The sequence below is a fragment of the Aquirufa nivalisilvae genome (assembly GCF_004307455.1).
Taxonomy (GTDB): Bacteria; Bacteroidota; Bacteroidia; order Cytophagales; family Spirosomataceae; genus Aquirufa; species Aquirufa nivalisilvae.
This window is the reverse complement of sequence record NZ_SEWX01000005.1, coordinates 470,790-486,181: the sequence shown is the minus strand read 5'-3', so window position 1 is coordinate 486,181 and position 15,392 is coordinate 470,790. Positions and strand designations below refer to the sequence as shown.

Sequence of the window (15,392 nt, the reverse complement as noted above, 5' to 3'; positions counted from 1 at the left end):
TGGGGCTTTAGTTGATATTATAAAGTTGCTTCTCCAGCTTTCCAGTTACATGGGCAAAGCTCATCTGTTTGTAAAGCATCTAACACACGTAACACCTCATCTACATTACGTCCTACTGATAAATCATTAGCAGATACCCAACGAATGATACCATCTTGATCTACGATGTAAGTCACACGGTATGCTACTTTTTCATCTTCTGTCAAAATACCTAATTCTTCAGCCAAGCTCTTAGAAGTATCAGCTAACATTGGGAATTTTAATCCACGTAAATCATCATGATCTCTTCTCCAAGCTGCGTGAACGAACTCAGAATCGGTAGATGCACCAATTAAAACGGCATCACGATCAGAAAAATCACCCGAACGACGATTGAATTCAGCAATCTCAGTTGGGCAAACAAAAGTAAAATCTTTTGGCCACCAGAACATCACCATCCATTTACCATCTTTTTTATGATCTTCTGCAGTAATCGTTGCAAACTCCTTATCTTTTTCTAATGACACTACTGCTTTTTTCTCAAATGCTGGAAACTTACTTCCCAAACCTAACATGTGTGTAGACATAATATTAATTGTTTCGTTTAAATGTGATACAAATTTCGATAAGTTAATTCTATCAAGCAAATCTATATTTACTATATTTGTATAGTTTTAAACTATACGATATGACTATCACTCAGTTAGAATATATTGTGGCCTTAGATGACTTAAAAAGTTTTTCAAAAGCGGCAGATTTTTGTTGCGTTACACAACCCAGCCTTAGCATGCAGATTCAAAAATTAGAATCTGAATTAAATATTGTCATATTTAACAGAAAGGATAAACCTTTAAAAGCAACAATACAAGGTCAAGAAATCATCCGACAAGCAAGAGTTATCCTGAAAGAAACAGCTACACTAAAAGATCTTTCCAAAGGTTGGAGCAATCAAGTTTCAGGTAATGTCAGTATTGGTGTGATACCCACAATCGCTCCCTATTTGATGCCGCGATTCTTATCAGGCTTCCAACAAAAATTTCCTGATCTCCATATTAATATTTCAGAAACGACAACTTCCAATATTGTTAAAGAAATAAAAGAGGGGAAATTGGATATCGGAATTTTAGTAACGCCTCTTGGTGATCAGCTCATTGAAAAGCATTTATATTATGAGGAACTGTATCTATATTCCAACCTACGCTTAAATTCTGGTAAAATTTGTAAGTCGGTGGAGCCAGAGAACTTATGGCTTTTGGAAGAAGGCCATTGTTTAAGTAGTCAAATTAATTCCATCTGTAATTTAAAATCTGGACAAACCTTAAGTCCAAGAATTACCTATCAAACAGGAAGTCTAGAAACCATCGTCCGTATCGCTGAAGATGCTGGAGGTCAGACCATTATCCCTGAAATGTTGTATGATTTTTTAGATTCGAATAAACAGGATCATGTATTCCCTTTACCTTTTCCCAAACCTGTACGTGAAGTTTCTTTGGTGTATTCTCCTAGCTATGCGAGAAAAGGTATCATTCAAGCTTTGCACAATGAAATTTTATCTGTGGTTCCTGAATCTTGGCGTGAATTAAATGAACGAAATATTATTCCGATCTAAGAACTGCTGGATTTATTTTGTTCAATCTAGCCATATAAATTAAGCTAAGTAAGAATACGAATGCTAGAACTAAAATTCCTAAACGCATATTTCCAGTTAATTGAATTAATAGGCCAAAAATAAATGTGCCGACTACGGTAGAAGCACGATCGCATACATCAAAAAAGCTGAAGTAAGAAGCCGTATCATGTTCGTTTTCAGGACATAACTTAGCATATGTAGCTCTGGAGTTCGATTGGATTCCACCCATGACAAAGCCAATGGCTGTGGCTAATAAATAGAAATGAAATGTTTCATGAACAAAATAGGCTGAACAGCAAACTAAAATCCAAAATACAATAATGACACGAATGGCATTGACATTGCCTATTTTCTTTGACAAATGAGCACAAACATATGCACCAGGAATTGCTACTAATTGGATCAATAATATAGTGATAATCAGCGATTCAGAAGGTAAATGCAACTCTTGGCTTCCAAAAAGTGCTCCCAAAAGCATAACTGTCTGCGAACCCATATTATACAGAAAGAAGCCTAGCAGAAAGTTTTTTATGGAAGGAATGTGAGTGATTTCATGGAATACTTTTTTTAATTCTTTGAATCCACCTAACCACCACCTTGGATGGTCTTTTTCCTTTTGAACAGATTTGGGTAGGTAATAAAAGGGTATTTGTGCGAAAATGAACCACCAAACACCCACGGTTAAAAATGATATTCGAGATGCCATTTCTACGGATATTCCACCATATAAATCAGGCATTAAAATCATGCTTAAATTTTGTAACAATAGGATAACACTACCAATATAACCTAATGAAAAGCCTTTGGCACTTAACTGGTCATAGCGATCCGGGCTAGCAATTTCGGGTAAAAAAGAATTATAGAAAACTAAACTTCCCCCCCATCCTATGATTGAAAAAAGAAAACCTAATGATCCTATGATGTATTGACCCTTTGTGAATAAATACAATATCATACAGCTAAAAGCACCTAAATAACAAAAGAAGCGCATAAAGCTTTTTTTACTCCCAGTGTAATCAGCAATACCTGACAAAAAGGGCATAAATATGGCAAGAACTAAGTAGGCAAATGAAATGATGTAAGAATATACAACTGTGTTTTGTAAAGAAAAACCCGCAATTTCAATTAACTCTGGATGCTTGCTTCCCATAACAATAGCTGCTACAGGAAAATAAATGGGAAATATCGCTGAAACAATAGTTAATGAATGTACAGAATTAGCCCAATCATAAAAGGCCCAGGCATTCATGGTTTTTTTATTGTTCAGTGTTTGTTCCATAGTTAAAATAGGCCTAATTGTTCCCCAGTTCCAGAATCTTTATTCTCAGATGGTAAATTCTTAATTTCAAAAGGAATATCATCCACATCATTTGAAGCATTCTCTGATTCTGATTCAATTGAACTTTCCTCTTGATCCAAATCATCGGCTTCAAAATTACCTTCTAGATTTTTAATGATGAATTCTGGTTCATCATCACCATCTACCACAGGATTTTCATCTTCTAATTGGATAGGCGCTTTTTCATCGGTATCTACAAATTGTAAATCAGTTAATTTGGGATAGTTTAGCTTATTACCAATGGCTTTCCAGCCGCGTACATCTCCTAATTCAGAAATCGGCAATAATTCTACTTGATTGGTTTTTCCATCTGGTTTGTGCTTAATCTGCACATTAGGCGCATAATTATCTGTTGCAGCAATTAATCTGGAAGCTTTGTGGTCCGAAATAAACAAGAATTTTTTATCGATGGTTGTCGTTTCTAATTTAAATCTTTTGATAAAATGATTTTTACTACCTCCATCTAAATAAGCAGCTGAAATAATGCTATTGGCTTCATATTTTTTCAAATACAAAATATCATCAGCTGTATATCGATTGGTTAATTCGAAATTGGTTAATTCATAATTACCCGATTTATACAATACTAAAATACTGTCTTTAGGCTCAAAATTGCCAATAAATTGACCATGTTCATCACGATTTAATCTTCCAACAGTAGCATCATACCAAATATCCACACCCCCTAAAGTAGAAACTCCAGCCGATTTTTGAACAATTTTTCTAACGGGATATTTGGTCAATACGTTACCTAAAGATTCACGGCCTTTAATTGCTAATTTGGCAAAATCATAATCAAATTGCTTGATTTTGGCTGTACAATTGGCTGTTAAATTGATTTGAATAATTTCGGCTTCTCCATTTTCATTGGCAGAAAAATAGGTAATCTTGGATTTCGAATTATCACTTACCAGTTTATATTCTCGATCTCTTGTGACCGAAGTAACTTTAAATCGTTTGACATAAGAAATTCCATTTTTTCCGTCAAAATAGACCAAATTATAGACCTTTCTATCATCGTTTTTCTTGAAAACTGAGCAATACAAAATGTCTTTTCCGACAAAAACCTTCTCTTGAACCTTGGTAACAACACAAGTTCCATTCTGACGGAATACAATGATATCGTCGATATCCGAACAATCCATGATGTATTCGTCTTTCTTCAACCCATAGCCAATAAATCCATCGGCTCTATTGACGTATAGTTTTTGGTTGGCGGCAGCTACAACCGTCGCAGAAATGGTATTAAAGTTTTGAATTTCAGTTTTCCGCTCTCTTCCCTTTCCGTACTTACTTAATAGATTTTTAAAGTAATTGATGGCATAGGTAATCAAATTAGCCAAATTGTGTTCTACTTCAGCTAATTCTTCTTCCAAACGTTTCATGGCTTCATCAGCCTTGAAAGCATCGAATTTGGAGATACGTTTGATACGGATTTCTAATAAGCGTAAAATGTCTTCTTCTACGATTTCACGATAGAAATCCTTTTTGTAAGGCTCTAAACCTTTATCTACCATTTCAATCACCGACTCAAAGGTCTCACATTCCTCAATATCTCGGTAAATTCTATTTTCAATGAAAATTTTCTCCAAGGAACTGAATAGAATACGTTCCATGAGTTCGGCCTTTCTAATTTCCAATTCTTGTTTCAGCAAATCAACAGTTTGATTGGTGCTTACTTTTAGAATTTCAGATATGCCGACAAAATGTGGTTTTTCATCAATGATGACACAAGCATTCGGAGAAATTGAAATTTCACAATCGGTAAATGCATATAATGCGTCTATAGTCACATCAGGAGATATTCCTGGAGCTAATTGAATTTGAATTTCAACATCTTTAGCTGTATTATCGATGACTTTTTTAATCTTAATCTTACCTGTATCGTTTGCTTTAATGATTGAATCAATCAAAGATGTAGTAGTAGTAGAATAAGGAATATCCTTGATAACCAGTGTTTTTTTATCTATTTCTTCAATCTTAGCACGAATTCTGATTTTCCCTCCACGTAAGCCATCGTTGTAATTAGAGGCATCCAGCATTCCTCCTGTCAAGAAATCGGGCAATAATTCCACTTTTTTGTTATTCAATAAATCAATGGATGCTTGAAGAATCTCACAGAAATTATGCGGCATGATTTTGGTAGCCAAACCGACAGCAATACCTTCTACCCCTTGAGCTAATAATAAAGGGAATTTAATGGGCAATGTGATGGGTTCTTTTTTACGTCCATCATAAGATAATTGCCATTTAGTGGTTTGGTTGTTGAAAACAACATCGTTGGCAAACTTAGATAGTCTTACTTCGATATAACGAGCTGCAGCTGCACTATCTCCAGTGCGCATGTCGCCCCAGTTACCTTGGCAATCAAATAGCAATTCTTTTTGCCCTAGATTAACCATGGCATCTGTGATGGAAGCATCCCCATGCGGGTGATATTGCATGGTTTGACCCACGACGTTAGCTACTTTGTTAAAGCGACCATCATCCATCTCCCTCAAAGCATGAAGAATCCTCCTTTGTACAGGTTTTAATCCATCTGCTACGGCTGGAACAGCGCGTTCAAGAATTACGTAAGAGGCATATTCTAAAAACCAATTCTCGTACATTCCTGCCACGGCAATTTGATTTTGCAAGCTGCCATCCAATGATTCATCCATATAATCGAACTATAGTGTTAACTCCCCTATTTTTAGGTGGAATAATTGGTATAAAAACAAGGCTGTGGCACCCCAAATAACTTCACCTTCAAATTCAAATTGTGGAGCCCAATAGGTCTCATTTTGAATTGTTAATTGATGCGCTTTTAATTGCGAGCTATCTTGGAAATGTGACACAGGTATTTCAAAAATACGATTTATTTCTCGTTTATCTAAAACGTAATTTTGCTTTTCTTCTAAGACTACAAAATATGGTTGAACCCAGTAATTGGAGACCATCACCCAAACAGGTTCCATGGCCTTTAAGGCATCATAAGGAACATCAATTCCGATTTCTTCTTTTACTTCTCTAATGGCCGTCACCTTCAAATCGTTATCTGATAATTCTTGTTTACCTCCAGGAAAAGCCATTTGCCCAGAATGGGCACCTTCATATTCATTTCGCTTGATCAGCAAAATGGTATTTTGGATGTCATTTTTGTGTATAATAGCCACAACTGCAGCTTGACGAGCATTTTCTTTCACCGAATCCATTTGCATGAAACTTTGATGAAGATTGAAAATAGGCTCAAACATTTCTTTCATGACATGATTTATTTTGCGATTGCTTCAGCACAACGAATTCCATCCAATGCCGCTGACATAATTCCACCTGCATAGCCTGCTCCTTCCCCGCAAGGATATAATCCTTTAATTTGCGGATGTTCCAAACTTTCTTGATCTCTTGGAATTTTGACTGGCGATGAAGTCCGACTTTCTAAACCTATGATTTGACCTATATTACTGGAAAAATTAGGTATCTTTTTATTAAAATCACTTAAGCCCAAAGCCAAAGGTTCTGCAATGAAATCAGGTAAAAAGTCTCGCATTTCTCCTGGAATTAATCCGGGGACATAGGATGATTCATGACTCGATCTACTCGTTTTTCTATGAATGAAATCTTGCGTTAATTGTGAAATGGCTTTTTGTGTTTCACCCGATAATCGATGTGCTTTTTGTTCTAATGATTCCTGCAAATACATACCTGCCAAGGCACCCTCTGATTTGAATTCAGCCAAATCATGGTCTAATAAACTGACTACAATCCCAGAATTGGCATATTGTGAGTCTCGTCTGGAAGGTGACATACCATTTACAACTACTTGGTTTTGACTAGTAGCAGATGGTACAATGAAACCACCAGGACACATACAAAATGAAAAAACGCCTCTTTGCAAACCTTTAAACTTAGTTTGGCTAACTAAACTAAAACTTGCTGGAGGTAAATAATCTGGCCTTTGTTTATTTTTATATTGACATGCATCAATGAGTGATTGTCGATGCTCAATTCGAACACCAATGGCAAAACCTTTAGATTCTATCAGAATATTTTTTTGTCTTAGTAATTCAAAAATATCACGGGCAGAATGTCCAGTAGCTAAAAGTAATTTATCTGCTTTAAATTCTTGATTTTGAGCAGTAACAACTCCTTTGATCTGCTTGTTTCGGATGATAAAATCTGATACTCGTTGCTGGAAATGCACTTCCCCTCCTGCTTCAATGATCGCATCTCGAATGGAGGCAATGATGGCAGGTAATTTATTGGTTCCAATATGTGGATGTGCTTCAAATAAAATATTTTGGTCTGCTCCATGTGCCACAAATGTTTCTAATACAGATTTTATATCACCTCTTTTGGTACTCCTGGTATATAATTTCCCATCAGAGTAAGTCCCTGCACCTCCTTCACCAAAACAATAGTTACTATCGGGGTCAACAATGTTAAACCGATTGATGGCTGCCAAATCTCTCCTTCTTTCACGAACATCTTTGCCTCTTTCTAATACGATGGGTTTAATACCCAGTTGAATGAGTCTAATAGCTGCAAATAAACCAGCAGGACCACTTCCTACAATGATAACCTGCTTAGCTTCGGGGCTTATCGCCTTTAATTTAGATAGATGTTGTAAAGAAAAATCATGGTTCTTTTCATATAAGCCAATGCGTAAATTGACTTTTATTTGTCGACTTCTCGCATCGATTGATTTTTTCTCGATTCGATATTGGCAGCTATTTAATAGATTTGTGCCTAATTCAGAAATAAGAAATGCTCGAAGCAATTCAGGAGAATGAGCAATTTCTGGACTGACTACAAAATCTTTTAGTTCTAACATCGTATAAATTTGTACAAATTTACTAAAATCATCTCTTTTAATGAACAAGCTTCAACACCAAGTTAGTCCCTATTTATTGCAGCACCAACACAATCCTGTTCACTGGCAGCCATGGGGTCAGGAAGCGCTTCAGCAAGCTAAAGACGAGGATAAGTTAATTTTGGTTAGTATTGGATATGCAGCTTGTCATTGGTGCCATGTGATGGAGAAAGAATGCTTTGAAAATCAAGAAGTGGCTGATTTAATGAACAAACATTTTATCAATATTAAGGTAGATCGAGAAGAAAGACCAGATGTGGACATGATCTACATGGATGCTATTCAACAAATGGGTTTATCGGGTGGTTGGCCATTGAATGTATTTTTAATGCCTTCTCAAAAACCATTTTACGGAGGAACATATTTCCCCAAAATGAAATGGATGAATATCTTGAGCTCTGTGCAAAACGCCTTTCAAGAACATCGTGCAGAATTAGAAGCTTCAGCTGAGGGATTCGCCAATTCAATTTCAGATCATGCTTCTTTATTTCAAATAATGGATTTAGAAGCTAGTCCTAGCTTTATCCCCATGAGTTTGAAAGTTATAGTAGGAAATATGGATCCAGTTTTTGGTGGCATGAATAAAGCACCCAAATTTCCTTTGCCTTCCTTATTAAAATTGATAGAGTCTGTTCCTGCTCCATTAGCTCAACAAACCAATGCCTATAAGGTTTCTGAAACCCAACTGAATAGAATGGCCCAAGGAGGAATATTTGATCAAATAGCGGGTGGTTTTTCTCGTTATTCCGTTGATTCAGAGTGGTTTGCTCCACATTTTGAAAAAATGCTTTATGATAATGGGCAGTTGTTGGAAGCCTATGCCAAAGCATATGGACGCACTAAAAATCCACTTTATTCGGAAGTAATAATTCAAACAATTCAATTTTTAAAGTCGGAATTGCTGGCAGAAAATGGCTTGTATTATGCTTCCTTAGATGCTGATAGTGAAGGTGTTGAAGGATTATTTTATACTTGGCATTTTGAAGAAGTTAATCGGATTATTCCTTCTCTTACCCATCCTGAATTTTATCGATCCTATAGTATTTTACCCAACGGTAATTGGGAAGACAGTCGAAATATTTTATTCAAAAAAGAGGTTATTCTTAATGATCAATTTAAAGATGAATTGGCCGCATTGGCAGCCGAAAGAAAAACTAGAATTAGACCAGAAACTGATACCAAGCAAATTTTAGCTTGGAATGCTTATGTTTTATCTGGCTTGGTTACTGCCTATCAGTCTCTTCATTCAGCAGAAATTAAACAAGATGCATTGGACTTAGCAGATGCCATTGAAAAACACTTATTAAAATCTGACGGAACTTGTTTGCATCAGGCCTCCTATTCTGGTCATCCCATTGATGGCTTTTTAGATGATTATGCAGCAACTGCTTTAGCATATATTCAATTGTATTTAGTAACATTTGATAAAAAATACCTGAATTTAGCTAATCGCCTTGTGGAGAAAGCAACGGAAATATTTGAATCAAAAGAAGAAGGATTTGCTTTATATAATTATGCTCAAAATAAAGCGCAGGAACTAATTGCAGACAAAGTTGAATTTACCGATTCAGTATGTCCTTCCTCTAATTCCATGCTTTGCGAATCATTACTTTGGTTAGGATTGATTCAATCACAGGTTGAATGTACTATGCGAGCCCAACAAATGCTTGAAACTGTTATGTCGAAGGCTCAGGCTAATCCTGCTTATTTCTCCAACTGGCTCCGCATTTATTCTCAATGGTTTGAAAACCCTCAAGCTCAGGTCAAATTCAATCATTCTTTTGTTTTGGAACATGGAATATTGGATTCTTTAATCGCATTAAATTGCACCCTGATTCCTGTGGATAATTTGCCTTCAAACAAGCATTTTTTAGTTTGCGTCGGAAACCATTGTCTAGCACCTGTTAGTACCATCGAGGAACTACATGAACAATGGAGAGAGCTTATTTAATTCTTTCTGGGTTTTCAGAGACAAAGGCCCCCCAGCCCTTTTTAGTACCTTTGACAGAAGAAGAAATATTATTTTGATGGAAATGATGGCAAATGGCAATACCTAATGCGTCAGTTGCATCAAATAATTTGGTATCCAATTTGATGCCTGTTATTACCTCGACCATTTTGGCCACTTGTTCTTTGGATGCATTACCGTTGCCCGTTACCGATTGCTTGATTTTTTTAGGTTCATACTCCACAATGGGAATTCCCTTAGAAAATGCCAAGGACATAACCATGCCTTGAACACGGCCTAATTTCAACATGGATTGAATATTTTTTCCAAAAAATGGGGATTCAATAGCTATTTCGTCAGGTAAAAATTCTTCAATGATTCCCAATACACGTTCATGTATTTTTAGAAATTTAGCCCCCTGAGTCGTGTATTTAGTCAGATTCAAAACACCATATTGTAAGACTGTTACTTTGGCTTTATCTACTTTTAATAATCCATATCCCAAAAAGCGGGTACCGGGGTCAATACCTAAAATTATTTTTTCTGCACCTGAACTAGTAATTTGCATGAATATTGGATCTGAAATATATGTTCATTCATCGTTTACCTTCTTTGGTGCCAGCTATTTTTCCTAGTTTGATTTGGGATAAAAAAGCAGATGCCAAAGAAAATCAAGTGTATTTCACTTTTGATGATGGACCTAGTCCTGAAATTACCAATTTTGTTTTAGAAGAGTTAGATAAATATCAGGCAAAAGCCACTTTTTTTTGCATTGGTAAAAATATGCGCTTATTTCCTGATTTAGCACTGACAGCTCATGCCGCAGGACATAGTTTAGGTAATCATACCATGAACCATCTCAATGCTTGGAAAGTATCAGAGGATGATTATCGCATTAATAAGCAAGCATGTGATGAGGTTTTTCTAGACTTAGATATACCTAGTGTAGGTTTTAGACCCCCTTATGGTCGAGTTAATCGGGCAATCATTAAAAATGCAGCCAATTTAGGACCTATTTTCATGTGGTCTTTGTTAACTGGAGATTATAATTCGACTTTATCTCATACATCTATAACTAGAAATTGCCTAAAGAATATTCAAGCTGGTTCGATCATTGTTTTTCATGATAGCCAAAAAGCATTTCCTCATTTAAAAGTAATTTTACCAGAATTTTTAGCCTATTGTTATGACAATGGCTTCCAATTATCCGCCCTATGATAGATACCCACGCACATTTATATGATGAGCATTTTACACAGCAATGGGATGTTCAATACAACGAAATGAAAATGGCAGGTATTGCGGAAGTATGGTTGCCTAATTGCGATCAAGAATCATGGTCAGCTCTATGGAGCTTGTATCAAGCAAATACGTCATTTTGTAAGCCGATGATTGGTTTACACCCAACCTATGTCAAAGAAGATTATTTACAGCAATTGACATTTTTTGAACAAGAACTACAAAGTAAAAAAGTACTAGCTATTGGTGAAATTGGTTTAGACTATTATTGGGATGTTAGTTTCAAATCTCAACAAATTGCAGCTTTCGAAATGCAATGTCATTGGGCGTTGGCGCATCATTTGTGGATCGATGTTCATTGCAGAAAAGCCTATGCCGATTTACTGGCTATACTTAAAAAGAAAGAATTCAAAGAGTTAACAGGTATTATTCATTGTTTCTCTGGGGATGCTCGAGAAGCTAATACCTTGGTTGATTTAGGTTATACTTTGGGAATTGGAGGTGTTTTAACGTATAAAAATGCTAATCTCCACCACGATATTCAAGATGTTCCACTATCCCAATTGGTTTTAGAAACAGATGCTCCCTATTTAAGTCCTGTACCTCATCGAGGAAAACCTAACTCCCCTGCCTACTTAGGCTTAATTGCTCAAAAATTAGCAGATTATAGAGAAATGCCTTTGGCAGAAGTAATTCAAATAACCACGCAAAATGCGCAGGCTTTGAAAGCTTATTCAAACTTTAAATAATGTATCTATTTTTTCCTTCCAAACCCTCATGGCTTGTTGCAATTTAAGGACATGCTTATTTTGGGATTTTTTGAATTTTACCCAATCACCCTGAAATATCAATTTACCTTGATGTAATATTCCGACTTGCTGACTTAGACTTAATATGTCTACTAAATCATGACTGATAAGCAGACAGGGTATTTTTTCTTCTTCCACCACCTGCTTGAAAATTTCAGAAAATTCCAATTTTTGCTCGGTATCAAGTTGACTAAAGGGTTCGTCTAAAACCAATAATTCAATTGGCTTGCTGATGGCTTCTAATAAGGCCAATTTTTGCCTTTCTCCTCCAGAAAGATGTTGGATTTTTGTGTTTTTAACAGATTTAAGTCGAAATCTTCTTAAATTTTTCTGAATGAATTTTTCTAAATCTTGACTAGTCATTTTTTGACCTAGACGACGAAGGTATTCCTCCACCGTATGGTGCGGCATTAAATGCAGGTTTTGAGGTACATAACCAACTTCTTTAAATACCTTGATCAAACGATCCATTTGGGTGTTTAATTCTTTACCATTAACTAGAATGGAAGCACCTGGTTGAATGGTTTGTCCAACGACAATGTTAGCAATAGTACTCTTTCCTGAACCACTTTTCCCGATGAGAGCAAATATTTCACCCGCTTTTACTTGAAAATGTATATGGTTTAAAGCAAAATGACTTGTAACTTGGTGGTGATTAATTTGAATCTCTAACATTTAAATGACTTTTTATGCTACTGTGTGGAATTGATGTAGGCACATCTTCGATTAAAGTTAGTATTGTTGATGCTGCTAAGCAAACAGTTCTTTTTTCTTGCTCTTATCCAGAGACAGAAAATGAAATATATTCACCCCAACCTGGCTTTGCTGAACAGGATCCTGCTCATTGGTGGTATTGTACCCAACAGGCCCTTTTAAAGGGAAATGCCTCGGGAACTTATAATCCATTGGACATTCATGCCATTGGTATTTCGTACCAAATGCACGGTTTGGTTGTTTTGGACAAAGATTTGCAAGTACTAAGGCCATCCATTATTTGGTGTGATTCCCGAGCAGGTGCTTTAGGTGAAAAAGCTGCTTCTGCTCTTGGTGAGGCTTATTGTCAATCACATTTATTAAATTCTCCGGGTAATTTTACTGCATCAAAATTAGCTTGGGTAAAAGTTAATCAACCGGAGATATTTGAAAAAATAAAGCATGTTGTTTTACCGGGTGATTATATTGGAGCTCAATTAACAGGAAATCTAACTTGTACTCCATCTTCTTTATCGGAAGGTATTTTTTGGGATTTTAAGGAAAATAGAATTTCGACTGAATTGTTAACTCATTTTGGGTTTTCTGAGGATTTATTTCCAACCATTCAACCTGTTTTTTCAGATCATGGTCAAATCTTACCCCAAATTGCAACGAGTTTAGGATTGAACGAGTACGTTAAGGTGACATACAAAGCAGGAGATCAACCTAACAATGCTTTGTCATTAGGAGTCTTAGAACCAGGAGAAATTGCAACTACAGCTGGAACATCAGGAGTAGTATATGGTGTAAGTGATGAATTAAAATATGACCAAGGAAATCGGGTCAATTCATTTGCTCATGTAAATTATCAAGAATCGCTTAGAAGAATTGGTGTGTTGATGTGTATCAATGGAACAGGAATTATGAACCGATGGTTGAAGCAAAACTTTTTTAGCTCAAGTTCATACCAACAAATGAATGATTTAGCTTCACAATCAGAAATTGGTGCTAAAGGCTTAATTGTTATGCCTTTTGGGAATGGTGCAGAACGAATATTTCAAAATCGTGTCATAGGAGCAAGTTTCCAACATTTAGATTTAAACCGTCATCAATCAGCAGAGATTTCTAGGTCCGTACAAGAAGGCATAGCTTTCTCTTTAGTTTATGGAATCGAATTATTGGATAAGGTAGGAATTACTCCACAGCGATTAAAAGCTGGGTTAGCCAATATGTATTTAAGTCCTGTATTTAGTCAGAGTATAGTCAATGCTACTCAAATATCGGTTGATTTAATGGATTCAGATGGTGCTATGGGGGCAGCATTGGGAGCAGGAATTGGCATTGGATACTTTAACTCGCCCAAAGAAGCTGTGTCACAATTGAAAATTCGTAAGACTATAGAACCTGATTTGAAATTTACTGAAGAAACAGTGCAGGCATATCATAATTGGAAAAATTACTTGCCCGCTTAAAAAAGTAAAAGCCTCCTGAATTTCAGGAGGCTTGTACCCAGAGCCGGAGTCGAACCGGCACGGGCTTGCACCCACGGGTGTTTGAGACCAGCGCGTCTACCAATTCCGCCATCTGGGCAATTCTTAATTGCGACACAAAAGTACTTCAAATCCTTCGATTAATCAAGTACCTATTTAATAATTTCTTAATTATTCGTAGCGTAGAGCATCTACAGGGTCTAATTTAGAAGCCTTAAATGCAGGGTAAATTCCTGAAAATAAGCCAACTAAAATACAAACAATGATACCCGTAATCATCCAAACCCAGGGTATAATAAAGCTAGCACTACCAGAGCTAATGCCTTGAGCAATGAGGTTTCCAATGGGTATTGCTAATACAATTCCTCCTAAACCTCCTAATAAACAGATAACAATGGCTTCTATCAAGAATTGTTGCAAGATTCTAAAAGGTGTCGCTCCTAATGATTTACGAATACCTATTTCTCTCGTTCTTTCTGTTACCGATACCATCATAATATTCATCAAGGCGATTGCTGCTCCTAATAAGGTAATAAAGCCAATGACAAAGCCCCCAATACGTAAGGAAGAAGTAATATTTTCAAAGCTTTTGGCAATTGAATCTGAGCGATCAATGGAAAAAGAATCTTCAGCGCCGATGGGATCCATTCTAACTTTACGCATGGCCCCTCTAGCTTCCTCCATAAAATCATCTAGATTTTTAACTTTGGTAGAAGAAGTAGTAATATCAAAGGTCAAATTTCTACCTACGGCCATTTTCCTGCCTGTTTCTAAAGGTACCATGATCACACGATCATCTCCCCCACCCATCATGCTTCCTTTTTTCTCTAGAATACCAACTACTTTTAGTTTTTGTCCACTGACAATGATTTCAGAATTGACTGGGTTTTCTTTTTCATACAACTGATCAATGACATCAACACCTAACAAACATACATTATTAGCGTGCTGAAACTCATGGGTGGAAAAATTTCTACCCAGACCAACTTTGTAACCTTTCAGCTCCATGAAATTATCATCTATTCCTACTAAGCGAGTATTGGGATTGGTCTTTTTAGAAGCATGTTTAGCTATAGCATTGAAATTTACATTCGTTTTTAAGGATACTTTTCCTTTGGAACTAAATAAAGTCTTATATCGACTAGCTTGACGGTAATCAATATTTTTAAATCTTTTTTCTCTTTGACCTTCTCTTCTTATTTGCATAGCAGGACGATTTCTGATGTCAAAGGAATTAGCCCCTAAACCCGAAAATGAATTATCTACAGAGCTCTGAATACCATCTATGGCAGTTAAAATTCCAACTAAAGACGTAATTCCAAGCGAAATGATTAAGGCCGTTAAAACCGTTCTAAGTAAATTACCTTTGATCGATCTTAATCCTTCAAATACGTTTTCCTTAAGATTCATGTT

The 15,392-nt window shown here is 36.2% G+C and carries 13 protein-coding genes and 1 tRNA gene; 5 read left to right on the top strand and 9 right to left on the bottom strand.

Annotated features, from left to right (window positions below):
* Window positions 1–17: 17 nt before the first annotated feature.
* Window positions 18–566 carry a peroxiredoxin gene (locus tag EWU22_RS08980; protein ID WP_109322995.1) on the bottom strand — a complete coding sequence of 183 codons (549 nt, stop codon included), beginning with the start codon at window positions 564–566 and terminating at the stop codon, window positions 18–20.
* A gap of 101 nt (window positions 567–667) precedes the next feature.
* Between EWU22_RS08980 and EWU22_RS08975 the strand changes: the two genes are divergently transcribed.
* Entirely contained in the window at window positions 668–1,588 is a 921-nt protein-coding gene (locus tag EWU22_RS08975) for a hydrogen peroxide-inducible genes activator (RefSeq protein WP_130925267.1), read from the top strand.
* Here the strand turns inward: EWU22_RS08975 and EWU22_RS08970 are convergent.
* From EWU22_RS08970 to EWU22_RS08955, 4 genes are read right to left on the bottom strand one after another with little or no spacing between them, the layout of a single operon-like run.
* Window positions 1,575–2,888: an MFS transporter gene (locus EWU22_RS08970; protein WP_231962849.1), complete on the bottom strand. Its 1,314-nt coding sequence runs from the start codon at window positions 2,886–2,888 to the stop codon at window positions 1,575–1,577. The genes EWU22_RS08975 and EWU22_RS08970 overlap by 14 nt on opposite strands.
* Before the next feature lie 2 nt (window positions 2,889–2,890).
* Window positions 2,891–5,608: a DNA gyrase/topoisomerase IV subunit A gene (locus tag EWU22_RS08965; RefSeq protein ID WP_130925266.1), complete on the bottom strand. Its 2,718-nt coding sequence runs from the start codon at window positions 5,606–5,608 to the stop codon at window positions 2,891–2,893.
* A gap of 9 nt (window positions 5,609–5,617) precedes the next feature.
* On the bottom strand, window positions 5,618–6,193 hold the full coding sequence (locus tag EWU22_RS08960) for an NUDIX hydrolase (protein ID WP_109322992.1): 576 nt from the start codon (window positions 6,191–6,193) through the stop codon (window positions 5,618–5,620).
* Between the two features lie 8 nt (window positions 6,194–6,201).
* Window positions 6,202–7,761 carry an NAD(P)/FAD-dependent oxidoreductase gene (locus tag EWU22_RS08955; protein ID WP_130925265.1) on the bottom strand — a complete coding sequence of 520 codons (1,560 nt, stop codon included), beginning with the start codon at window positions 7,759–7,761 and terminating at the stop codon, window positions 6,202–6,204.
* A 40-nt stretch (window positions 7,762–7,801) separates the two neighbouring features.
* Between EWU22_RS08955 and EWU22_RS08950 the strand changes: the two genes are divergently transcribed.
* Window positions 7,802–9,751, top strand: coding sequence for a thioredoxin domain-containing protein (locus tag EWU22_RS08950; protein WP_130925264.1), 1,950 nt, complete (start codon window positions 7,802–7,804; stop codon window positions 9,749–9,751).
* On the opposite strand, the gene ruvC is transcribed toward EWU22_RS08950, so the two are convergent.
* Complete coding sequence (gene ruvC / locus EWU22_RS08945; protein ID WP_130925263.1) at window positions 9,744–10,316, bottom strand: crossover junction endodeoxyribonuclease RuvC; 573 nt, start codon at window positions 10,314–10,316, stop codon at window positions 9,744–9,746. The genes EWU22_RS08950 and ruvC overlap by 8 nt on opposite strands.
* A 20-nt stretch (window positions 10,317–10,336) precedes the next feature.
* Here ruvC and EWU22_RS08940 point away from each other — a divergent pair, with 20 nt between their 5' ends.
* Entirely contained in the window at window positions 10,337–10,966 is a 630-nt protein-coding gene (locus EWU22_RS08940) for a polysaccharide deacetylase family protein (protein WP_130925262.1), read from the top strand.
* Window positions 10,963–11,736, top strand: coding sequence for a TatD family hydrolase (locus EWU22_RS08935; protein ID WP_130925261.1), 774 nt, complete (start codon window positions 10,963–10,965; stop codon window positions 11,734–11,736). The genes EWU22_RS08940 and EWU22_RS08935 overlap by 4 nt, the downstream gene beginning before the upstream one ends.
* Here the strand turns inward: EWU22_RS08935 and EWU22_RS08930 are convergent.
* Window positions 11,722–12,471 (bottom strand): ATP-binding cassette domain-containing protein, encoded by a 750-nt coding sequence (locus EWU22_RS08930; RefSeq protein WP_130925260.1) that lies wholly within the window; start codon window positions 12,469–12,471, stop codon window positions 11,722–11,724. The two genes, EWU22_RS08935 and EWU22_RS08930, sit on opposite strands and share 15 nt — an antisense overlap.
* A 14-nt stretch (window positions 12,472–12,485) precedes the next feature.
* Between EWU22_RS08930 and EWU22_RS08925 the strand changes: the two genes are divergently transcribed.
* A complete protein-coding gene (locus tag EWU22_RS08925; RefSeq protein WP_130925259.1) occupies window positions 12,486–13,961 on the top strand; it encodes a xylulokinase in 1,476 nt (491 codons plus the stop codon).
* Between the two features lie 34 nt (window positions 13,962–13,995).
* Here EWU22_RS08925 and EWU22_RS08920 read toward each other — a convergent pair.
* Both EWU22_RS08920 and EWU22_RS08915 read right to left on the bottom strand, forming a co-directional pair.
* Window positions 13,996–14,079 (bottom strand) — tRNA-Leu (locus EWU22_RS08920).
* A gap of 71 nt (window positions 14,080–14,150) precedes the next feature.
* On the bottom strand, window positions 14,151–15,389 hold the full coding sequence (locus EWU22_RS08915) for an ABC transporter permease (protein WP_109322984.1): 1,239 nt from the start codon (window positions 15,387–15,389) through the stop codon (window positions 14,151–14,153).
* Between the last annotated feature and the right edge of the window lie 3 nt (window positions 15,390–15,392).